We start from the raw sequence: 20,252 nt of genomic DNA, 5'->3' as shown, positions 1-20,252 counted from the left end.
AAAACTAATTACTACCACACGCGAAATGTCTCGGCTGCGCTCGACATGACGGGCTAAATAAAGGCAGAGAGACGCTACAAATAAATAGTGAACGTCGTGCCCTCGTCCACCACGCTGCTCACGTCGAGGTGGCCGCCGTGGATTTGCACAATGCGGTTCACCAAGTACAGGCCCATGCCGGTGCCGTCGACGTGGGTGTGGAAGCGCCGGAACAGCTGGAAGAGCTGCGAGCCAAATCGTTCCATGTCGATGCCCATGCCGTTGTCCTGCACCGTGAGAATGGGGCGCCCCGTGGCCGCATCGGGCGTGCAGCTGAGGCGAATGACGGCCGGCCGGTTGGGCGAGGCATACTTCAGCGAGTTGCTGATGAGGTTGAACAGCAGGCTTTGCAGGTTGGGCCGCACAAAGAAGATGGCCGGGCAGGTGGCAAAGTCCAGCTCGAAGGCGGCGCCGGTTTGCGTCACCTGGTCTTGCAGGCTGTTGACGACTTCGGTCACGAGGGTGGCCAGGTCCACGGTTTCGGCGGGTATTTCCTGCTGCTGCCGCTGCCCGCGCACAATGGCGCTGAGGTCGTCGATGGTGCTGAATATCTGGGCCAGCGCCCGCTCAAAGTAGCTGATGAGCTTGATGGCGTCGGGGTCGCGGAAGTAGGCCGTGCGGGTCAGCTCCTCAAAAATGCCCGCCATGTTGTTGATGGGCTGCTTGAGGTCGTGCGAGGCGGTGTACACAAAGTTGTCGAGGTCCTCGTTGGTGCGCAGCAGGCGGGCGTTTTGTTCTTCAAGCTGCTGCTGCACCTGCTTGAACTCGTGCACGTCGGTGTTGGCGCCCACCCACAGGGCCACGTCCCCGGCCTGGTCGCGAATGGCTTCGGCGCGGGCCAAAAACCAGCGGTAGGCCCCTTGCTGGTCGCGCCAGCGGTGTTCGGCTTCGAAGGGCTGGCCGGTGTCGATGCTGTGCTGCCAGCGGCGCAGGGTGTTGGGCAGGTCGTCGGGGTGCACAAACCGTTCCCAGCCCCAGTCCTGCAATTCCTGAAAAGTGCCGCCCGTGAAATCGTACCAGCGCTGGTTGTAGTAGCTCACGCTGCCGTCGGGCCGCGAGGTCCAGGCCATTTGGGGCAGGGTTTCGAGCAGCTGCTGGAAGCGGGCCTGGCTGGCCAGCACCTGCTCCTGCAGCTGGCGCTGCTGGTGCACGTCGGTGTTAGTGCCGTACCACTTCATTACCTGGCCGCCGGGCGCGCGCCGGGCCTGCGCCTGGCCCAAGAACCAGCGGTACTGCCCGTCGTAGCGCCGCAGCCGGAATTCGGCTTCGTAGTAGCGCTGCGAGGCAATGGCCTGGTTCCAGCGGGCCTGCATGGGGGCGCGGTCGTCGGGGTGCACAAAGCTGAGCCAGTGCGCGGCCCCGTTCTTCTCCATGGCCACGCCCAGGTACGCGGCCGTGCGGTGGTTGTAAAAGTCCACGGTGCCGTCGGGCTGGGCCGTCCACACCTGCTGCGGAATGCTCTCGGCCTGAATGCGCAATTCCTCCTCGCCATCTGAGAGGCGCTGCTGCAACTGCCGCAGCTCGGTCACGTCGGTGTTGGTGCCAAACCACCGCGCCACGGCGCCGGTAGCCGCGTCCCGGATGGGCCGGGCCCGGCTCAGGAACCAGCGGTATTCGCCGTCGTGGCGCCGCAGCGGGAACGTGTCTTCCCACGGCTCGCCCGCCCGGATGGACGCCAGGAAACGTTCGTTCACGCCCGCTACCAGTGCGGGGTCGTGCACGCTCATCCAGCCCGCGCCCTGCATTTCCTCAAACGTCGAGCCCGTGTAGTCGTACCACTGCTGGTTGTACCAGAACAGGTAGCCCGTGGCGTCGCCCATCCAGGCCAGCTGGGCGATGTTGTCGGCCAGGGCCGCAAAGTCGGCGCGGCTGCGGACCAACTCCTCCGACCGGGTGTGCAGCTCGTGGATTTCCACGGTGGCCGCGCTGAAACCGGCCAGCTGGCCCGCGGCGTCGGCGTAGGGTTGGGCCTTGGTTTGAAACCAGCGCAGCTCGCCGTCGCGGCGGCGCACCCGAAACTGGGCCTGCCAGGGTTGGCCCAGGGCCATGGCGGCGCGGGCGCTGCTACCCACTTCAGCGCGGTCGTCCTCGGGCAGGGTATCCCAGGCCTCGTCGGGCGGAGCCGCCGGATTCAGCCCCGTGTATTCGTAGAAATACGGGTTGATATAGGTGATGGAACCCTGCGGGTCAAAGTTGAAGATGAACACCGGCACCGACGCCGTGATGGCGCGCACCTGCTCGTCGCGGCGGCCCATTTCGGCGGCCAGCCGTTCGGCGCGCTGCTGGGTGCGCACCCGTTCGGTCACGTCCAGCGCAAAGCTCAGCACGCCCGTGATGGCGCCGTGGTCGTCGCGCAGCGCCAGGTAGGTGTGGTCCACGTAAATAATGCCTTCGTCGGAGGCTCCCGCGTGTTCCAGCAGGCGCACTGGCACCGCTTGCCCGGTGTAGGCTTCGCCGGTTTGGTACACCTTGTCGAGCAGGGCGATAAACCCTTGGTTCACCACCTCGGGCAAGCATTCGGCGGCGGTTTTGCCCACCTGGGCCCGGCCGCCCGTAATGGCCGCATACGCCGAATTGATGAAGGTGTAGCGGTGCTCGGGCCCGTCGAGGCGGGCAATCACGGCCGGGGCGCGGTCCAGAATCAGGCTGAGCTGTTGGTCTTTTAATTCTAGCTGGCGCTGGGCTTCGTGCAGCTCGTGAATGTCGAGGTCCGACCCGAACCATTGCCGGGAGCGGCCCGCCGCCTGCGCTTCCTCCAAGGGTTCGGGCACGCCCTGGCTCATAAACCAGCGGTACTCGCCGTCGTGGCGGCGCAGGCGCAGCTCGTAGCGCCAGGGCATGCCCGCGGCCAGGGCCGCTTCGTACTCCTGCCGCACCCGGGCGTCGTCGTCGGGGTGCAAGCTGGCTTGCCAGTCGCGGGCCAGGTCGTCGGTGGCGGGGTTGGCGCCGGTGTAGGCAAACCACTGGGGGCTGATGTACAGCACTTCGCCCTTTTGGTTGCTGATGAAGGTGATGGACGGCAGGCTTTCCGTCACGCGGCGCAGGCGCTGGTCGGCGGTGCGGGCCTCGGTGGTCAAGGCCTCGCCGCGCTGGCGGGCCAGTACTTGCTCGGTCACGTCGAGGCCGTAGGCCAGCACGCCCGCGCCCCGCAGCCCGTGCAGGGGCAGGTAGCCAAAGTCGCTGTAGCGCACCTGCACTCCGCCGGTGGCGGGGTCGAGCAATTCCGCGCGCTCTTCGTGCCCGAAGCGCGGCTGTCCGCTGTCGCGCACTTCTTGCAGCATCTGCAGGTAGCCTTGGGCGGCCACTTCGGGCAAGCAGGCCGCCACGCTGCGGCCCACCTGCGCCCGCGGGCCCATGGATTTCTGGGCTTGCTTGGACAGGAACGTGAAGGTTAAGTCGTCTCCTTCCATCGTGCTGATGGTGAGGGGCAATTGGTCGAGGATGCGCTGCATGGCGGGCAGCTCGCTGGCCCGCTGAAAACGCAGCAGCACGTAGCGCAGCTCGCCCACGGCGGGCACGGGCTGCAGCGTGCCCGTCCAGCGCGGCGGGGCCGGCAAGGTGCTCGGCAACTGGGGGGGCAGGGTTTGGGCGCTGCCGGCTTGGGCGGCTTGCAAGCCGCTGGCCCAGGCTTCGGCGGGGGCCAGCGCGTGGCCGGCGGCGGCCAGGGCCGCGCACAAGGCCGCCAGCGGTTGGCCCGACAAGTCCGGCGCGGCCGGACCGAGCAAGGCCGTCAGCGCCGTGTTCACTGCCAGCACGGTGCCGTCGGGTGCCAGGGCGCCCAGGGGCTCGGGCAGCGCTGCAAACAGCAATTCAAAATCGGTAGCGGGCAAGGTATGGGCAGGCATAAACGGCAAGGACAACCGCCCCCGGCCGGCCGGGGGCGGTTTCTCTTTTCAAATATAGGCCCGCGGCATGTGCTCTTGCGCGCACCAGCAAAAAGCCCCGGTCGCAGGGGCCGGGGCTTTTAGGCTGATAGGCAAGGCATTGGCTGCGTGCTTGCGCTTACAGCGGATTTTTCAGGTCTTTGGCAAATGCTTTCTGCACGTGCTCTACCTTGGCCGCCGACACGTTGGTGATGTAGGGGTTTTCGGGGTGCAGGCGATAGTAGCCCTGGTGGTAGTCCTCGGCGGGCCAGAACTTCTTAAACGGTACCACTTCGGTCACGATTTTGCCGCTGTACTCCTTCGAGGCGTTGACGCGGGCAATGGTGGTTTCCAGGATTTTCTTCTCCTCGGGCGTGCGGTAAAACGCGGCCGAGCGGTACTCCGGGCCCACGTCGTTGCCCTGGCGGTTGCGCTGGGTGGGGTCGTGCGAGGCGGTGAAAAAGATGTCGGCCAGCTTTTGGTAGCTGATGACGGCGGGGTCGTAGTAAATCTGCACCGTTTCGGTGTGGCCGGTGGTTTTGTCGGCCACTTCCTCGTACGTGGGGTTGGCTTTGGTGCCGCCCGCGTAGCCGCTCACCACCTGCTTCACGCCTTTGAGCTGTTCAAAAGCTTCTTCCTGGGCCCAGAAGCAGCCGCCCGCGAAGGTCGCCATGGCCAAGCCCGTCAGGTTGGTGGGGGCGGGGCCGGCCGTGGAGCGCGGCGGGTTCTGCGCCTCGGCCGGCTGCTGCGTGCCGCAAGCAAACGTAAAGGCCAGCAGGCAGCAGCTGGCAATGGATTTCAATCGGTTTTTCATGAGAGCAATAGAACAGAAATAGTGCCGAAACTGGCCGTTTGCGCAGGTAGACGCGGCCTGGCCTGGGGCCTTACGCGCCTGCCTGCCACCGAGCTTCGATATACGAAATGCGCGCTTGCTTGGGCTTGCGGGCCGGTTGCTTTGACCAAGTACTGGGGGCGCAATATGTTTGCGCAGCGAAAAAGGCCCTCTTCCGTCTCGTGGCCCGCCAATGAGCGAGCGGACACGTACTTATACTGTCTGCTGCAAAAGATTTTCTTCAAACAAAAAGTTTTGTGAAGCACTTGAGCGGAGTGAGTACGAAAATTTCGCTGGGCCAGCATCCTTTTCTACGTATTTACCGTAGCAAGCCGCACTGCCTTCTATCCTGCTATGTCATTGCAAACTTTACTTGAGGAACCACACATCACCATTGCTTACGACCACCTGAACGAATGGCTTTACGCCGACTGGCACGGCGACCAGGACTTAACCAGTGTGCAGCACGGTGCTATGGAAATGCTGCGCCTAATGCAGGTGCAGCGCTGCCACAAAGTGCTGAATAACAACACGCGCGTAACAAGCATGTGGAGCGAAGCGGCCGAGTGGGGCGGCAAGGAGTGGTTTCCGGCCATGACGGCCGGGGGCCTGCGGTATTTTGCGTGGGTGTACTCGCCCAACGTTTACAGCCGCTTGTCGACCGACCTGACCCTGCAATTCGCCGGCGACAGCCCCGTAGTGGCCACCTTCGACGACATCGATACTGCGAAGTCCTGGCTGCAGCAGATGTGAGTTGCGGAGGCTTTTCGTGAAAGCGTGTGTTCTGCCGCACGGGCTGTCCAATTTCGTAGATTTCGCTGCTTGGCGGTACACCGGTTGTCGTTGGCGGGTCGTAAGTTCAGCGCAGCCGCCCGATTTTGGTGGACCAACAACCGGTCGGACGCCTAGGGCGTCGGACCGGGACCGCCATAAGTGTTCACGAAGCCGAGCCACTTCAGGGCCAGTTGGCCGCTCAGCGTTGAATTTGATAACTTGCACGTAGCTACGAGGTAATGCCAGGGGGCAAATTTTGCACGGCATTAACGCCTCAAGCTGTGAAAAACTACCTTTTCGTGCTGGCCGCCACGGGCCTGCTGGGCCTCGCCGCCTGCCAAGACGACAACGACACTCCCACCTTGCCCAAATACAACACCCTCGACGGGAACGCCCCGCTGGTCATTGCCCACCGCGGCGCCTCGGGCCTATTGCCCGAACACACCCTGGAAGCCTACCAGCGGGCCATCGACCAGGGCGCCGACTTCATCGAGCAAGACCTGGTGCTGACCAAAGACCAGGTGCTGGTGTGCCGGCACGAGCCCATGCTCTCCGGCACCACCAACGTGGCCGACCTGCCCCAGTTTGCGAACCGCAAAACCACCAAAATGCTCGACGGCGTGTCCGTGACCGATTGGTTTGCGAGCGACTTTACGCTGGCCGAAATCAAGACCCTCAAGGCCAAGCAGGCCATTGCCGACCGCAACCAGCAGTTCAACGGCCTCTACAACATCCCCACGTTTCAGGAGGTAATCGACCTGGCCAAGGCCCAAAGCACGGCCAAGGGCCGCGTCATCGGCATCTATCCCGAAACCAAGCACCCCACTTTCCACGAGCGCCTGGGGCTGCCCCTGACCAGCAAGCTGCTCGACGCCCTCACGGCCGCCGGCTGGAACAACCGCGCCGCGCCGGTGTTCGTGCAGTCGTTTGAGGTGGGCAACTTGCGCGCCATCCGCGACCAGTACAAGTCGACCGTGCGCCTGGTGCAGCTCTACGACGCCTACGACGTGACCAGCACCGGCAGCCTGGACATGACGGCCCCCAACGGCCAGCCGTATGATTTCGTGGTGTCGGGCGATAAGCGCACCTACAACGACCTGGCCACCGACGCCGGCCTGGATTTCGTGAAAACCTACGCCGACGGCATTGGGCCCTGGAAGCCCTTCATCCAGCCCTACACGGCCACGGCCAAGCTGCCGGCCACCACGCTCATCGAGCGGGCCCACGCCCGCGGCCTGTTTGTGCACGCCTACACCTTCCGCGACGAGACCCGGTATTGGACGCCCTTTTTCCAAGCCAGCGCCACCGAGGAATACAAAGCCTTCTACAAACTGGGCCTGGACGGCGTGTTCTCGGACTACACCGCCACGGCCGTAGCCGCCAAGGAGTAACGTTGTTTGCTTTGATTCGGCCACCAAAAACGGCTGTCCTGTCCGGGCAGCCGTTTTTTGGCTATTGATAGTTGGCGCGATTCTTTGGTGGGGGCAGGCACGGAGGGCCACCGCTGGGTACTCCAGGCTGAAAACCGCTCTAGGTAATCGAACCAGAGAAAAGGCCTTCATGCAAGCCCCGTGGCCCGGCAAGTAGCCGCGCCGCCAATTGCTTTTTCGCGGGCATTGCCGTTGTTTGCAGCTCATTAGCTGAGCCATATGCGTCGTTTGTTGCTGTGCGGGCTGCTGGGCCTGTTCGGGTGGGCCCCCGCCCGCGCCCAAAGCCTGTCTGTGCTGGACCAAAACCCGCCCGCCCTGCGCTGGCAGCAGGTGCGCACCCCGCACTTCCGGGTGCTCTACAGCGGCGGAATTGACTCGGCGGCCCAGCGCACCGCCGCGCGACTCGAGCAGCTGCACGGCCCCGGCGTGGCCACGCTGGGCGTGAACTCGCGGCCCATCGGGGTGGTGCTGCAAAGCCAGACCACCATCCCCAACGGCTTCGTGACGTTTCTGCCGCGGCACGCCGAGTTTTTCACCACGCCGCAGCAGGGCATGGGGCTGGGTACCGTGGACTGGCTCGACGGGCTGGCCGTGCACGAGTACCGGCACGTGGGCCAGTTCGAGAAAGCCCGGCAGGGCATCGGCCGCGTGCTGGGCCCGCTGCTGGGCGACGGCGCCCTGGGCGTGGCGGCCGTGGGCGTGCCGCAATGGTTTTTCGAGGGCGACGCCGTGGGCACCGAAACGGCCCTCACGCGCAGCGGCCGCGGGCGCATCCCCAGCTTCGGGGTGGGCCTGCGCGCCAACCTGCTGGCCGGGCGCCGCTACGGCTACCAAAAAGCCAACAATGGCTCGCTGCGCGATAACGTGCCCGATTGGTACGTGCTGGGCTACTTCCTCACTTCCTACCTGAAAACCCACCACGGCCCCGACGCCTGGGCCAAGGCCCTGGACCAATACTACCGGTTTCCCTTCTACCCGTTCTCGTTTTCCCGCGGCATCAAGCGCACCACGGGCCTGCGGGTCGAAGCCCTGTACGACCGCACCATGGCCGAGCTGGATTCTGCCTGGCGGGCCCAGCAGCGCGAGCTGCCGCCCCTCACGCCGGCGCGCGAGTTGGCGGCCCAGGCCTCCGAAAAGGTATTTACCGAGTACCGGTACCCGCAGTACGTGACCGATAGCACCGTGCTGGCCCTGAAAACCGGCCTCGGCCACATTGCCCAGTGGGTGTTGCTCAGCCGCCGGGCGCCCGAGCGCAAGGTGTTTGTGGCGGGCCTGCTGAACCAGTCCGAGATGGCGTCGGTGGCCGGCGGCCGGGCGGTGTGGCCCGAATTCCGGCAGCACCCGCGCTGGGGGCAGCAGGTGTACTCCGAGTTAAAAGTGTTGGACTTGGCCACGGGCAAACTCCGGCGCGTGGGCCAGGGCAGCCGCTATTCGGCCGCGGCGCTGTCGCCCGATGGGCAACGCCTTGTGGCCGTGCAGACCGATGCCAGCTACCGCCACTCGCTGGTGCTGCTGAACGCGACCACCGGCGCCGTGGAGCAGACCCTCCCCAACCCCGCCAACGACCTGTACCAGCAGCCCCGCTGGCACCCCGACGGCCGCCGCCTCGTGGCCGTAACGCTCAGCGCCGCCGGCAAAACCATTGTCGTCATCGACCCGACTACGGGAACGGCCGATGCCTTATTGCCTGTGGCCAACGTGAACCTGACCAACCCCCAGCCCTGGGGCGACCACGTGCTGTATAATTCGCCGCAGTCGGGCATCGATAACATTTATGCGGTTAACATAGCCACCCGCCAAACCTACCGGGTGACCAACCGGCCGCTGGGTGCCTACCACGCGGCCATTGCACCGGACGGCCGCAGCCTGGCATTTCACGACTTCCGCGCCACCGGCGCCCGGGTGGTGGAAATGCCCTTAGACCCCGCTACCTGGCAACCCGTTCCCGTAGCCACGGCCGAGGCGCCGGCCATTTACGCCGCCCAGCTCACGGCCCAGGAGCCGGCCGGCCGGGCCATGGCCCAACGTTTGGCCGCGCCCGACTCAGCGCGGCCTCGCTACGGGGTGCGCCGCTACTCGCCGCTGGCCCACGCCTTCAATGTGTTCAGCTACGGCGTGGTGCAAAGCCCGGTGGGCAACTCGGTGAGCGTGGGCGTGCGCTCGCAGGACTTGCTGAGCACTACCCAAATATTTGCCGGGCTGAACTACGACCAGAGCGAGCGCACCGTGAGCGGCATTGGCGCCTTCAGCTACCAGGGCTTCTTCCCCGTGCTCGACGTTGAAGCCGAGTACGGCGGCCGCGACGTGGCCCTGTACGTGGACCGACGCCGCCCGCTCGACAGCCTCGTACGCGACCAGTGGCGCTACACCCGCTTCCGGGCCGGGGTGCGCCTGCCGTTCACCCTCACGCGCTCGAAGTACCTGCAGGCCCTCACGCTGGGCTCGCACTTCCTGCGCGAGCAAGTATGGGACTACGATTTGCCCGTGCGCCGCCGCTCCGAAGTAGGCCCCAACAGCCCGCTGAACGCCGTGCAAACCTCGCTAACCTACGTGGCCCAGCTGAAGATGAGCGCCCGCGACGTGGCCCCGCGCGGGGGCGGCAACCTGCTGGCCACCTGGCGCACCACGCCCTTCGGCACCGGCCTCGAGGCCGAGCAGTGGGCCATGCAAGCCAGCGCCTTCCTGCCGGGCATCGGTCGGCACCACGCCGTCCGGCTACGGGGCGGCTACCAGTGGCAGGACCAAGCTCAGTACCAGTTTCAGCAAGGCGTGTCGTACCCCCGCGGCGAAGGCTACACCAGCTTCGACCGTTTTCAAGCCGCCAGCGCCGACTATTATCTGCCCATCGCCTACACGCACTGGACCTTGGGCCGCTGGCTCTATGTGCAGCGCCTCCGTGCCACCGCTTTCGTGGATGTTGCGCAAGGCCGCACCGGATTGGCGCGGGTCAACTACCGGAATTTTGGAGGGGACGTCTCGGCGCTGTTCAATGTGCTGCGCCTGCGAACGCCGGTGGAAGCCGGTGTGCGCGTGGTATACAGCAGCAATTCGCAGCAGTGGCTGTTGGAGCCGCTGGCGTTTAGCATTCGGCTGTGAGGTTTTCTGTCATTGAGAGGGCGCAGCCCGTGGCAATCCGTCCTGTTCTCAGCGACCAGCCATAAGATGTGATAAATTCAAACGAAGAGCCCTAGCACTGACCAGTACCGGGGTCGTACCTGGTAGGGCTTATCACATCATGAAGCTGGTTGCTGAGAACAGGACGGATTGCTTCGCTTTGCTCGCAATGACAAGGTGGCGTTGCTACTCAAGCCTTGTTAGTAGGCTACGCCCGTGCGGCCTGCGGCTTGAGCGACGTCAGGTCGCCAATCTTCACGGGCTTGCCGGAGTCGATGCTTTTGCGGGCGGCGATGCCGACCAGGATGGACATGGCGCCGTCGCGGGTGCCAGCGGATTGGCGGTAGGGGTCCTGGCCGGTGGGGGCGAAGATTTGCTTGCGCAGGCGCAAGTCGCCGCCGCCGTGGCCCGCCTCGTTGTTCGGGATGCGGATGAGCTCGCGCTTGCCGAAGCTGGTGGTGAGCTGAATTTCGTCGAACGCCTCTTCCTCCCAGGGCTGTTTCTCTTTAATCCAGGCTTCGAGGCGGCCTTTGGTGCCGTTGAAAGCAATGCGGTAGCCCTCGTAGGGCGAGTAGGTGGTGAGGGAGTAGCTCACTTGCACCTGGTTGGCGTAGCGGATTTGCACGGCCATCTTGTCGAAGATGTCGATGTCCTCTTTCCACACGCAGCCGTCGCGCAGGTAGCCGTCGTGCTGCTCGTTGTCGGCGTACAGGGCCATCAGGCGCTTGTCCTTGGTCATGTCCCAATAAAAGGCGCACTTGTCTTTGTGCGGGCAGGGGCGGCAATTGGTGTGGCGGAACGAGTTGTTTTTGCCGTAGAAGTCGAGCTGGCCGTTGGCAAATACCTCTTCCGGGTCCGACTCCAGCCACCAGTTCAGCAGGTCGAAGTGGTGGGTGGCCTTGTGCACCAGCAGCGAGCCGCTGAACTCGCGCTTGCGGTGCCAGCGCCGGAAATAGTCGGCGCCGTGGTGCACGTCGAGGTACCAGTGAAAGTCGGCCGACGTGACCTTGCCGATGGCGCCGGCCCGCAGCATTTCGTAAATCTTCTGGCGGTGGGGCGAGAAGCGGTAGTTGAACGTCACCATGACCTTGCGGCCGGTGCGTTTTTCGGCATCCAGAATGCGCTGGCACTTGTCTTCGTCGGTCGTCATCGGCTTTTCGGTCACGATGTCGGCCCCGTACTCCAGGCCCTTCACGATGAACTCGTCGTGGGTAGCGTCCACGGTGGTCACGATGAGAATGTCGGGCTTCACCTGCTTCATCATCTTGTCGAAGTCGGTGAAGGTGGGGCACTTCGCGCCCAGCATCTTTTTGCCGGTTTCCACGCGGCCGGGGTTGATGTCGCACAGGCCCACAAATTCCATGTGGTCGCCGTGCTCTTTCAGCACGTCGGTGCCCCACATGCTCAGGCCGCGGTGGCCGGTGCCCACCATGGCCACGCGCTTTTTTTTGGCCGGCGCCAGGGCCGCGGCCAGCACGTTGTCGGTGAGGAGGGTGCCGGCCAGGGCCGTGCCCGTATTCTGAAGAAAAGTGCGGCGTTCCATAAGCAAAACGGAATGAGTGGGAAGACTTAACCTGGTGAAGTTGCCGGTCTTTTCGTTGAATTCCACCATGCTGGGCCCACAATAATTGCGCAATCGTTCCCGGCCGACGGTTTCCACGGTGCCGAGAGAACGTCGTAGAGCCGCAATGTTTTGCGTCTCGTCGTTGAACGACTGGCGCCGGACCCACTTGCTAGTTGCGCGGACGCCGAGACGCAAAATATTGCGTCTCTACAACTACCATTGCCCACAAAAAAGGCCGGAGAAAATCCCCGGCCTCCTGCTTGCTGCGGCGGCAGCGGCTTAGCGAAACACCGTTTCGTGGTGCATGAAATGGTCCATGGCGGCCAGCGTTTTGTCGGGCGCGCTGAGGTGCGGGCAGTGGCCGCCGGTTTCCACCACCACCATGCGGCTGTCGGCGAGGTGCTCGTTGATGTAGTGGCCCACGGCCAGCGGCGCAATCACGTCGTGCGCCGACTGCACAATCAGCGTGGGAATGGTGAGGTAATCCAGCTCGGCGCGGGTGTCGGAGAAGAACGTGACGCGGGCAAAATGCTTCACGATTTCGGGGTTCGACTGCACGAAGCTGTTGCTCAATTCCATCACCAGCTCGGGCTGGGCTTGGGCGCCCATCATCACCGGGGCGAAGCCGTGCGACCAGCCGTTGTAGTCGCCGTCCATGGCGGCCAGCAGCTCGTTGATGTCTTTCTGCTCGAAGCCGCCCGCGTAGCCGCTCTCGTTGATGAAGCGCGGCGAGGGTGAGACGAGCACCATTTTGGAAAAACGCTCGGGTTCGCGCACGGCGGCCAGCACCCCAATCATGGCGCCCACCGAATGGCCTACGAACACGACGTCGTGCAGGGCCAAGGCGCTGAGCACGCCCAGCAGGTCGTTGGCGTGGCCCTGCAACGTGCCGTGGGTGGTGGTGTCGTAGGCAGATAGGTCCGACTTGCCGGACCCAATCAGGTCGAGTAGCACTACTTGGTAGCGCTCCTCAAAATGGGGCGCCAGGAGGCGCCAGTTGGTTTGGTCGCCGCCCAACCCGTGCAAAAAGACGATGGTTTGCTTGGTAGGGCCGCTGGCGCCTGATACGGTAACGTTGCTACGTTCCAGAATAGAGGTAGAAAGTTCGCTCATAACGGTAAAAGGATTCTATCGGGAGTAAGGGTTGGACATACGGCGAAAATATAAAATATGGATTCAATAAATGGCGGATATGAAAATTATTGTTAAGTGTACCAACTGATTTGGTTTTAATCATATCAATTAATCAACGAGTTGCCTCAGTCCATTGACGAGGTTTAAAATGGTAGCTAATTTACGCAGGTTATAAAATTTCTCATATTTATTGTATTTTAACATGCATATTTGTTGATTTATAAAGTTTTGTATTTATTCAACCCGCTCACTGATTGGTTGCTGTGTGTAAGGCAGAAGCTGTTTGAGAAGGTCCAGTTTATGCCCTGAGAACCTGCAAAAGGCCATAACCTGGGCGATAACCTTTGCTCGATGAGCTGGGTAAATCCGGACATCCTCCTTTCCAACCCCCTCTTTTATGAAACTCCCCCTGTTGTGGGCGGCGCTGCTGCTGACGTGGCTCAGCGCCTGCGCTCCCTCGGTCACCGTGGAACAACGGCCCGGCACCGACTTCTCCAAATACCGCACGTATTCCTGGGCCGACACCGAGGTGAAAACCCAAGGCGACCAAAACCCGCTGCTCAACAGCCCCCTGGCGCAGGAGAACATCCGGCAAGCCATCGAGGCCGAGCTAAGCAAGCGCGGCCTGCGGCAAGTGAACCGCAACCCCGACTTCTACGTCACCACCCACATCTACGTGGAGCAGGCCGAGCGCACCGTGGTGAACCCGCCCCCGCCCGGCGCCGGCTTTGCCTACCCCTACTTGGTGCGCTACCGCGGCCTGCTGCTGCCCGTGAACTACGGCTACTGGTACTCGCCGGCCTACTACCAAACCACCCGCACCGAGCAGTACCGCGAAGGCACGCTGGTGCTGGACTTCATCGACGCCAAAACCAACAACCTGGTGTGGCGCGGCTCCATGGTCGACCCCGTGAACGACCCCGCCCGCCTCGGCCCGCAGTTTGCCGAAGCGGCCCGCGACATTCTGGAGAAGTTCCCGAAGGGCCGGGCTAACTCAGGCTCGTAATCCCCGTTGGCAAAGACTAAAAAACAGACGCCCGGCCACTATGACCGGGCGTTTGTCTTTTGCAGAGCAAAAGGCGAGGAGCAGGCTAGCGGGAACCGGCAGTGCCGTGCGCGCAAGCCGAGCTTGCGAGGTTGTTTAGCAACAGGTGCGGCACGGGCAGTGGCACCGTGTTGGCGGTGCATACGCGGTTGGGGCTCTGCTGGGCGGGGTCGTTGCGGTACTGGAAGTACACGCGCTGGCCCACTTGGTTGAGGCTGGCAAAGTCGGCCACGTTGACGGCGGCAATGACGTTGGTGCCGTAGGAGCCGGCGGGCTTGCCGATGGGGTGGGCCGCGTCTACTTCAATCAGAATCCCGTCGAGGCAGGCGTCGCCCACCACCACCCCGGAGAAGCAGGGAGGCAATGCGGGCTCGGGGTCGCCGCACTTGGTGCTACAGCTGAAAACGGTGAGCGAAAGCAGGGCCAAGGAGAGGGCGGGGAGTAGGCGCATTGCAGAAAAAGTTGCAAGAGAGTTGAAGATGGGTCTCTGCTGCCTTGACCGGCACCCTGCCAAAAGGGTTGCGTGGGTATGCTGGACTGTACTGTTATTTTTGCTAGAAGCCAAGCCATCGTCCTCGCTCACACAATGGCCTTGCCCTCCACATCTGCCTCCACCAGGGGGGACTTGGTTTTGCCGATGATGTAGCGCAGGCCCTTGTCGAAGCTGAAGTAGCTCCAGGTCCAGCCCAGCAGCACCATCAGGCGGTTGCGGAAGCCGACGAGGGCCACCACGTGCACCACGCTCCAGGCCAGCCAGGCAATGAAGCCCTGCAAGTGGTATTCCTTGCCGAAAAGCTTGATGTCGGCCACGGCGTGGTTGCGGCCAATGGTGGCCATGGAGCCTTTGTCGTCGTACTCGAAGGGCTGCATGAGCCGGTTGGTAAGCACGCGGTGCAGGTTCTGGCCGAGCAGGCGGCCTTGTTGCAGGGCGGGCTGGGCCACCATGGGGTGGCCTTCCGGAAACGCATCGGTCTTCATCAGGGCGATGTCGCCGATGGCGAAGATGTTTTCGTAGCCCTGCACGCGGTTGTAGGCGTCCACGGCGTAACGGTTGCCGGGCAGCAGGCAGGTGGCGTCGAGGCCCGGAACGGGGTCGCCGGTGACCCCGGCGGCCCAAATGAGGGTGCGCGCAATGAGCTGCTTGCCGTTGTTGAGCGTGGCCGTGTAGCCGTCGTAGGACTTCACCCGGGCGTCGAGCCACACCTGCACGCCAAACTTCTTCAACGATTCCAGCGCCTGGTGCGACGCGTTTTCCGACATGCCCTTGAGCAGCACCGGGCCGCTTTGCACCAAGTGAATGTCCATTTCCCGGAAGTCGAGCTCGCGGTAGTCTTTGGGGAATACGTGCTTGCGCAGCTCGCTCAGGGCGCCGGCAATTTCAACGCCGGTGGGGCCGCCGCCCACAATCACGAAATCGAGCAAGCTGTTGAGCTGCTCCCGGTCGCCGAGCTGCAGGGCTTGCTCAAAGTTGGAGAGCACCGTGTTGCGCAGCTCAATGGCGTCGTCCACGCTCTTGATGGCGATGGCGTGCTTGGCCATTTCCTCGTCGCCGAAGTAGTTGGTGGTGGCGCCGGTGGCCAGCACCAGGTAGTCGTAGCGCACGCAGCCGATGGAGGTTTCCACCAACCGGGCCGCGGGGTCCACGGACTTCACCTCGGCCATTCGGAAATAGAAGTTGGCCTGCTCGCTCAGGATTTTGCGAAACGGCGACACGATGTCGCCCTCGTCCAGCCCCGCCGTGGCCACTTGGTAGAGCAGCGGCTGAAACGTGTGGTAGTTCTGCTTGTCGATGAGCACGACCTGCACCGGCGCATCGGCCAGCGCCTTGGCCAGCTCCAGGCCGCCAAAGCCGCCGCCCACAATCACCACGCGCGGCTTGCCCAGGTGCTCAAGTTTCGTTAACCCTTCCATGCAGTAAAGCTCGGGGCCAAATTGCGGCCCGCCATGGTGCTGCTTTACCCCGTTTGCGAGGAAGTGGTTGCCGGAAGCTACTTGGTGGCCCGCTGAAAGATGAGCCGCGGCTTGGCTGAGCTGGCATCGTAGAGGCGCAATGCGCCGCCGGATACTTCGTAGTGAGCGGTCGAAGCAGTGATAGCAAGAAAAGAAGACGGAAATGATTATGCTCCCTGAAACTAGTTGTTATCGAACTCTTTCCGTAAAGCGAGTTGTTCGGGCCCTACTTCCACGTTTTTACTTTTCGCTTATGCATGTTTTGTCGTCTGCTTTCCTGTTGGTGGGTACTTGCCTGTTAGGCGCCGCTACTCGAGCGCCGCGCGCCGCCGAAACCCAGCCCGTAACCGTTGTGGTGTCGTCGCTGGTGTCTACTTCCTCCACTGTGAAGCTATTCTTTTACAACACCCGCGAGGGGTTTTTGAAGAGCGGCAAGTGGGCTTTTTCCAAGTCGGTGAAGCCGGCGGGCAAGAGCGAATTCACGCTGCCGGTGGAGCTGCCCAAGGGCGAATGGGCCGTGGCCATCACGCAGGACCTGAACAACAACGACAAGATTGACAAAAACTTCATCGGCATTCCCACCGAGCCGTATGCTTTTTCCAACAACGTGCGCCCCACCGTGGCCGCCCCGGTGTTCGACGAGTGCAAGTTCACGGTGGACGGCCCCGGCAAAGTGGTAAGCATCGTGCTCAAGGACTAGCGCAACCTGGCGCTAATCCCAAATAATTGCCGGGGTGAGCTGGGTAAGTTCCTGGCCGTTGGCCAACTGCAGGCGCACCTCGAACTGCTGGGCGCTGTTGTCGGCCGGCTTGGGACTGATGTGCAGCCGGATGGTCCTGTACGCCCACATGGGGTATGATTCCTTCTTGTTGAGCGAATCGGCTAATTGGGCCAAGGGGAATTTCCGGGTAGAGTACTCGTCGCTGCATTGCACGAACCGTTGCAGGGACTGCCCCGCCGCGATTCCGTTGAAAAGCCCCGTGCTGGTAACCTCCACCGAGGCAATGGCCTCTTTCAACCCTAGCTCCCCACCTTCGGGACATGAAAGCGCGTAGGCAGCCCCTGAAAAGGGCGAACCGCCGCTCCTCGCAGCCACTAGGTCGAGCACCATTCGGACGGAGGCCACCAATTCCGGGGCGGAAGTGCGGGCACCGCTGGCTAGCACCGTCCCATTCGCCGCCTCGGCCAAGGCGAGCATAATTTCCCGGGGTCTTATGTAGTCCCGCGTTTCTTCCGGGCAGCAGGCCACGGGGATAACTCCCAAAAAGACGAGTACCAATAAGAGGCGGAGTAGACTGAACTGCATCTGGAAGTAGACTGTGGCAGGGGCGGGAGTTCGCAGCAGTGAATTTCTAAATGTAAGTCGATTAGCGCGTAAAGACTACCCCTGCTGCTGGATTACCCGTCCTCAATCGCCCCGGAACGGGTGCAGGCCCCGGCCCAGCCGCTCCACCAATTGCACGGCCCGGCGGGCGCGGGTGGCGGGCTGCTTGGCCTCGTCCACGAGGCGGGCCATGGCCCGGCGGTGCGCCCCGCTGTAGTTGTTGAAGGCCGCTTCGGCTTCGGGCCACGCGGCGAAGGCTTCGGCCAGCTCATCGGGCAGGTCCACGTGGTTGGGGTTGGGGTCGGGCGCTATGCTCACTTCGAATTCATCGCCCAGCTGATGCCCATGGCGCGGCAAATGTCCTTGTTCAGCATCAGGTAGCGCCCGCCGCCTTCCAGCAACAGCAGGCCCAGCCGCAACGCCTGGCCACGAACGGTTACGATGACACGCTTGGTGCCTTTGCCGCCGAGGGCAGCCAGCACGTCGGCGGGCACCACAATGGTTTGGGTGGGTATGAAGCTGGGGCCGCCGGACTCCAGCGTGGCGCGAAAAGAAAGAGTAATAGGGGTAGCCATGGCCTCAGGAATTACGGGTTTGTCCGGTGCCGCGAATCAGCCACTTGTAGCTGGTGAGCTCTGCCAGGCCCATGGGCCCGCGGGCGTGCAGCTTTTGCGTGCTGATGCCAATTTCGGCCCCCAGCCCAAACTGCGCGCCGTCGGTGAAAGCGGTGGAAGCATTGGCGTAGACCGCCGCTGCGTCCACGGCGTTCAGGAAGGTCTCCAAGTGAGCGGCGTCGGCTGAGATGATGGCTTCGCTGTGTTTGGAGCCATAGCGAGCGATGTGGTCCAAGGCTTCGTCTAGCGAGGACACGGTTTTAACGGCCATTTTCAGGGCCAGGAACTCGGTGCCAAAGTGCGCGTCGGTGGCCGCGGCCAGCAGCGCCGCGGGGTAGTGTCCAGCTAGTGCTGCCTGCGCTGGGCCGTCAGCAAAGAGCTGCACCCCAGCAGCGGCAAGTGGCGCCAGCAGCTTTGGTAAGTCTGGCAGCCGGCGCTCATGCAGCAGCAGGCAATCCAAGGCATTGCACACGCTCACGCGGCGGGTTTTGGCGTTGGCGATGATGGCCGTGCCGGTGGTGAGGTCGCCGGTTTCATCGAAAAAGGTGTGCACCACGCCCGCGCCGGTTTCGATGACGGGCACCCGCGCATTTTCCCGCACGTAGTTGATGAGCGACTGGCTGCCGCGCGGAATCAGCACATCGACGTAGCCCACCGCCGCCAGCAGCGCGGCCGTGGCGGCGCGGTCGGGCGGCAGGAGGGTAGCCACGGCGGGGTTCAGGCCGTGGCGCATGAGCACGGGCTGGGCCACGGCTAGTAGCGCCGCGTTGGAAAAGGCCGCGTCGGAGCCACCCTTCAGCAGGCAGGCATTGCCTGTCTTTAAGCACAGTGCCAGGCTGTCGAATGTCACGTTGGGCCGGGCCTCGTAGATGATGCCGACCACGCCCAGCGGCACCCGCACCTTGCGCAGTTGCAGGCCATTCGGCCGCTCGCTTTCGCTGATGATTTGGCCCAGCGGCGAGGGCAGCGCGGCCACGTTGCGCAGGTCGGCGGCCATGCCCTGCAGGCGCTCGGCGGTGAGGCGCAGGCGGTCGTGGTTGGGGTTAGGTTCAGGCATCAAAGCCAAATCCCGGGCGTTCTCAGCCAGCAGGAAATCGGTTTCGGCCACGGTGGCGGCGGCCAGGTCGTGGAGCAAGGCATCGGTGGCGGCGGGGCCGAAGGCAGCCAGCTCGCGGCTGGCTCGCTGGGCGGCTTGGAAGAGGGGCGTCAGGTCCACGGGAGAGCAGGTTGGGGATGTAGCGACGCGACACTTCGCGCCTTGACGTTGAACGGAGCTGCTGGTATGGCGCAGGCGAGGAGACGCAAAGTGTTGCGTCGCTACAGCGTGTCAGGGTTCAGAAAGAGGTAGTCGTAGTGCACCAGCGGGCGCTGGTGCTGCTGGCCCAGCCGCTCCAGCGCCTTGTCGGAGCCGTATTCGGCAATGCCCAGGCCCAGCGGCTGGCCGGTTTCGTCGGTCAGCTGCACAATATCGCCTTTTTGGAATTGGCCCTCGATGCGCAGCACGCCCACCGGCAGCAGGCTCCGCGCTTTGCCCGGCGCACTGAGGGCCGCTCGCGCCCCGGCGTTTACCTGCACCACGGCCTTTACCGCAGCGTGGGCATGGGCCAGCCATTTCTTCTTGCCCGATGCCGTTTTGCTGGGCCGAAACCAGGTGTGCAGCACGGTGCCGGCCAGCACGGCCGGCAGAACGTTGGCCGTTTTGCCGTTGGCAATGTGCACGCTGATGCCCAGCTTGGCCACTTTGTGGGCCATGTGGCACTTGGTGAGCATGCCGCCGCGCCCAAACTGCGAGCGTTGCGCGGTGATGAAACCGTCGAAGCCCGTGGCCGTTGGGGCAATCTCCCGAATAACCTTGGATTCCGGCAGGCGCGGGTCGCCATTGTAAATGCCGTCCACGTTGGTCAGGATGATGAGGGCGTCGGCATCGAGCTGGGCGGCAATGAGGCTGGCCAGTTCGTCGTTGTCGGTGAACATCAATTCCGTGACGGAGATGACGTCGTTCTCGTTCACGATGGGGATGACTTCGCGCTGCAGCAACTCCTGGAAGCAGTTTTTCATGTTCAGGTAGTGCTGCCGGTCGCGGAAGTCTTCCTTGGTCACCAGCACCTGCGCGCACAGCAACTGGTGCCGGCTCAGCAGGTCAGCGTAGGTACTCAGGAGCTTCACCTGGCCCACGGCGGCCAGCAGCTGGCGGCTGCGCACGGCATCGGCCTGGGCCGGCACGCTGATGAGGCTACGCCCTGCCGCCACCGCGCCCGACGACACCAGAATGACCTCCAGTCCTTGCGATTTCAGTTTCACCACCTGCGCCACCAAGTGCTCCATGCGGTTCACATCGGGCAGGCCGTTGGCCTGCGTCAGCACATTAGAACCGATTTTAACGACGATGCGGCGATAGGAGGCAGGCATGGGCAAGGCACAAAAAAGGCGCTGCCAAAGCTAGCAGCGCCTTTCGGTTTTATTGGGATATAACCGTAACGTTGAAAAAGCCGTCATGCTGAGCGGCGTCGAAGCATCTCTACCGCGCAAGTACAAGTATTAATTAGTATTGAGGTAGAGATGCTTCGAC

At 63.2% G+C, this 20,252-nt stretch carries 16 protein-coding genes; 5 read left to right on the top strand and 11 right to left on the bottom strand.

Annotation, left to right across the window (positions count from 1 at the left end; translation table 11 throughout):
- Positions 1-74: 74 nt before the first annotated feature.
- Both VF629_RS20885 and msrA read right to left on the bottom strand, forming a co-directional pair.
- Positions 75-3,884, bottom strand: coding sequence for a PAS domain-containing protein (locus VF629_RS20885; RefSeq protein WP_331060447.1), 3,810 nt, complete (start codon positions 3,882-3,884; stop codon positions 75-77).
- A 157-nt stretch (positions 3,885-4,041) separates the two neighbouring features.
- Positions 4,042-4,716, bottom strand: a complete 675-nt coding sequence (msrA, locus tag VF629_RS20880; protein WP_331060446.1) for a peptide-methionine (S)-S-oxide reductase MsrA — start codon at positions 4,714-4,716, stop codon at positions 4,042-4,044.
- 372 nt (positions 4,717-5,088) lie between these two features.
- Here msrA and VF629_RS20875 point away from each other — a divergent pair, with 372 nt between their 5' ends.
- The 3 genes from VF629_RS20875 (at position 5,089) to VF629_RS20865 (ending at position 10,034) form a co-directional block, all read left to right on the top strand.
- Positions 5,089-5,487: a hypothetical protein gene (locus tag VF629_RS20875; protein ID WP_331060445.1), complete on the top strand. Its 399-nt coding sequence runs from the start codon at positions 5,089-5,091 to the stop codon at positions 5,485-5,487.
- A 302-nt stretch (positions 5,488-5,789) separates the two neighbouring features.
- On the top strand, positions 5,790-6,899 hold the full coding sequence (locus tag VF629_RS20870; protein WP_331060444.1) for a glycerophosphodiester phosphodiesterase: 1,110 nt from the start codon (positions 5,790-5,792) through the stop codon (positions 6,897-6,899).
- A gap of 258 nt (positions 6,900-7,157) precedes the next feature.
- Positions 7,158-10,034, top strand: coding sequence for a hypothetical protein (locus tag VF629_RS20865; RefSeq protein ID WP_331060443.1), 2,877 nt, complete (start codon positions 7,158-7,160; stop codon positions 10,032-10,034).
- Between the two features lie 226 nt (positions 10,035-10,260).
- Here VF629_RS20865 and VF629_RS20860 read toward each other — a convergent pair whose 3' ends face one another.
- Both VF629_RS20860 and VF629_RS20855 read right to left on the bottom strand, forming a co-directional pair.
- Positions 10,261-11,595, bottom strand: a complete 1,335-nt coding sequence (locus tag VF629_RS20860) for a Gfo/Idh/MocA family oxidoreductase (RefSeq protein ID WP_331060442.1) — start codon at positions 11,593-11,595, stop codon at positions 10,261-10,263.
- Between the two features lie 300 nt (positions 11,596-11,895).
- Positions 11,896-12,729 carry an alpha/beta hydrolase gene (locus VF629_RS20855; protein ID WP_331060441.1) on the bottom strand — a complete coding sequence of 278 codons (834 nt, stop codon included), beginning with the start codon at positions 12,727-12,729 and terminating at the stop codon, positions 11,896-11,898.
- Between the two features lie 418 nt (positions 12,730-13,147).
- Here VF629_RS20855 and VF629_RS20850 point away from each other — a divergent pair, with 418 nt between their 5' ends.
- Entirely contained in the window at positions 13,148-13,756 is a 609-nt protein-coding gene (locus tag VF629_RS20850) for a DUF4136 domain-containing protein (RefSeq protein ID WP_331060440.1), read from the top strand.
- 85 nt (positions 13,757-13,841) lie between these two features.
- Here the strand turns inward: VF629_RS20850 and VF629_RS20845 are convergent, their stop codons facing one another.
- Positions 13,842-14,246: a hypothetical protein gene (locus VF629_RS20845; protein ID WP_331060439.1), complete on the bottom strand. Its 405-nt coding sequence runs from the start codon at positions 14,244-14,246 to the stop codon at positions 13,842-13,844.
- A 128-nt stretch (positions 14,247-14,374) separates the two neighbouring features.
- Positions 14,375-15,706 (bottom strand): NAD(P)/FAD-dependent oxidoreductase, encoded by a 1,332-nt coding sequence (locus VF629_RS20840; protein WP_331060438.1) that lies wholly within the window; start codon positions 15,704-15,706, stop codon positions 14,375-14,377.
- A gap of 292 nt (positions 15,707-15,998) precedes the next feature.
- Between VF629_RS20840 and VF629_RS20835 the strand changes: the two genes are divergently transcribed.
- On the top strand, positions 15,999-16,445 hold the full coding sequence (locus tag VF629_RS20835; protein ID WP_331060437.1) for a DUF2141 domain-containing protein: 447 nt from the start codon (positions 15,999-16,001) through the stop codon (positions 16,443-16,445).
- A gap of 12 nt (positions 16,446-16,457) precedes the next feature.
- On the opposite strand, the gene VF629_RS20830 is transcribed toward VF629_RS20835, so the two are convergent.
- The 5 genes from VF629_RS20830 to proB all read right to left on the bottom strand — a co-directional run bounded on the left by VF629_RS20830 (position 16,458) and on the right by proB (position 20,092).
- The gene (locus tag VF629_RS20830) at positions 16,458-16,943 is read right to left on the bottom strand and encodes a hypothetical protein (protein WP_331060436.1); all 486 of its coding nucleotides are present in this window, start codon (positions 16,941-16,943) and stop codon (positions 16,458-16,460) included.
- A gap of 210 nt (positions 16,944-17,153) precedes the next feature.
- Positions 17,154-17,387, bottom strand: a complete 234-nt coding sequence (locus tag VF629_RS20825) for a YdeI/OmpD-associated family protein (RefSeq protein WP_331060435.1) — start codon at positions 17,385-17,387, stop codon at positions 17,154-17,156.
- The gene (locus VF629_RS20820; RefSeq protein WP_331060434.1) at positions 17,384-17,644 is read right to left on the bottom strand and encodes a DUF1905 domain-containing protein; all 261 of its coding nucleotides are present in this window, start codon (positions 17,642-17,644) and stop codon (positions 17,384-17,386) included. The genes VF629_RS20825 and VF629_RS20820 overlap by 4 nt, the downstream gene beginning before the upstream one ends.
- Before the next feature lie 4 nt (positions 17,645-17,648).
- Complete coding sequence (locus tag VF629_RS20815) at positions 17,649-18,974, bottom strand: glutamate-5-semialdehyde dehydrogenase (RefSeq protein WP_331060448.1); 1,326 nt, start codon at positions 18,972-18,974, stop codon at positions 17,649-17,651.
- A gap of 26 nt (positions 18,975-19,000) precedes the next feature.
- The gene (proB, locus tag VF629_RS20810; protein WP_331060433.1) at positions 19,001-20,092 is read right to left on the bottom strand and encodes a glutamate 5-kinase; all 1,092 of its coding nucleotides are present in this window, start codon (positions 20,090-20,092) and stop codon (positions 19,001-19,003) included.
- Positions 20,093-20,252: the final 160 nt, after the last annotated feature.

The sequence above is a fragment of the Hymenobacter sp. genome (genome assembly GCF_036388155.1).
Taxonomy (GTDB): domain Bacteria; phylum Bacteroidota; class Bacteroidia; order Cytophagales; family Hymenobacteraceae; genus Hymenobacter.
This window is presented reverse-complemented; position numbering and strand designations above follow the sequence as displayed.

Coding starts and splice junctions, on each gene's coding strand:
- VF629_RS20830 (WP_331060436.1), bottom strand. CDS start 16,943: ATGCTCGCCTTGGCCGAGGCGGCGAATGGGACGGTGCTAGCCAGCGGT.
- VF629_RS20855 (WP_331060441.1), bottom strand. CDS start 12,729: ATGAGCGAACTTTCTACCTCTATTCTGGAACGTAGCAACGTTACCGTA.
- VF629_RS20860 (WP_331060442.1), bottom strand. CDS start 11,595: ATGGAACGCCGCACTTTTCTTCAGAATACGGGCACGGCCCTGGCCGGC.
- proB (WP_331060433.1), bottom strand. CDS start 20,092: ATGCCTGCCTCCTATCGCCGCATCGTCGTTAAAATCGGTTCTAATGTG.
- VF629_RS20885 (WP_331060447.1), bottom strand. CDS start 3,884: ATGCCTGCCCATACCTTGCCCGCTACCGATTTTGAATTGCTGTTTGCA.
- VF629_RS20850 (WP_331060440.1), top strand. CDS start 13,148: ATGAAACTCCCCCTGTTGTGGGCGGCGCTGCTGCTGACGTGGCTCAGC.
- VF629_RS20875 (WP_331060445.1), top strand. CDS start 5,089: ATGTCATTGCAAACTTTACTTGAGGAACCACACATCACCATTGCTTAC.
- msrA (WP_331060446.1), bottom strand. CDS start 4,716: ATGAAAAACCGATTGAAATCCATTGCCAGCTGCTGCCTGCTGGCCTTT.
- VF629_RS20820 (WP_331060434.1), bottom strand. CDS start 17,644: ATGGCTACCCCTATTACTCTTTCTTTTCGCGCCACGCTGGAGTCCGGC.
- VF629_RS20865 (WP_331060443.1), top strand. CDS start 7,158: ATGCGTCGTTTGTTGCTGTGCGGGCTGCTGGGCCTGTTCGGGTGGGCC.
- VF629_RS20835 (WP_331060437.1), top strand. CDS start 15,999: ATGCATGTTTTGTCGTCTGCTTTCCTGTTGGTGGGTACTTGCCTGTTA.
- VF629_RS20840 (WP_331060438.1), bottom strand. CDS start 15,706: ATGGAAGGGTTAACGAAACTTGAGCACCTGGGCAAGCCGCGCGTGGTG.
- VF629_RS20845 (WP_331060439.1), bottom strand. CDS start 14,246: ATGCGCCTACTCCCCGCCCTCTCCTTGGCCCTGCTTTCGCTCACCGTT.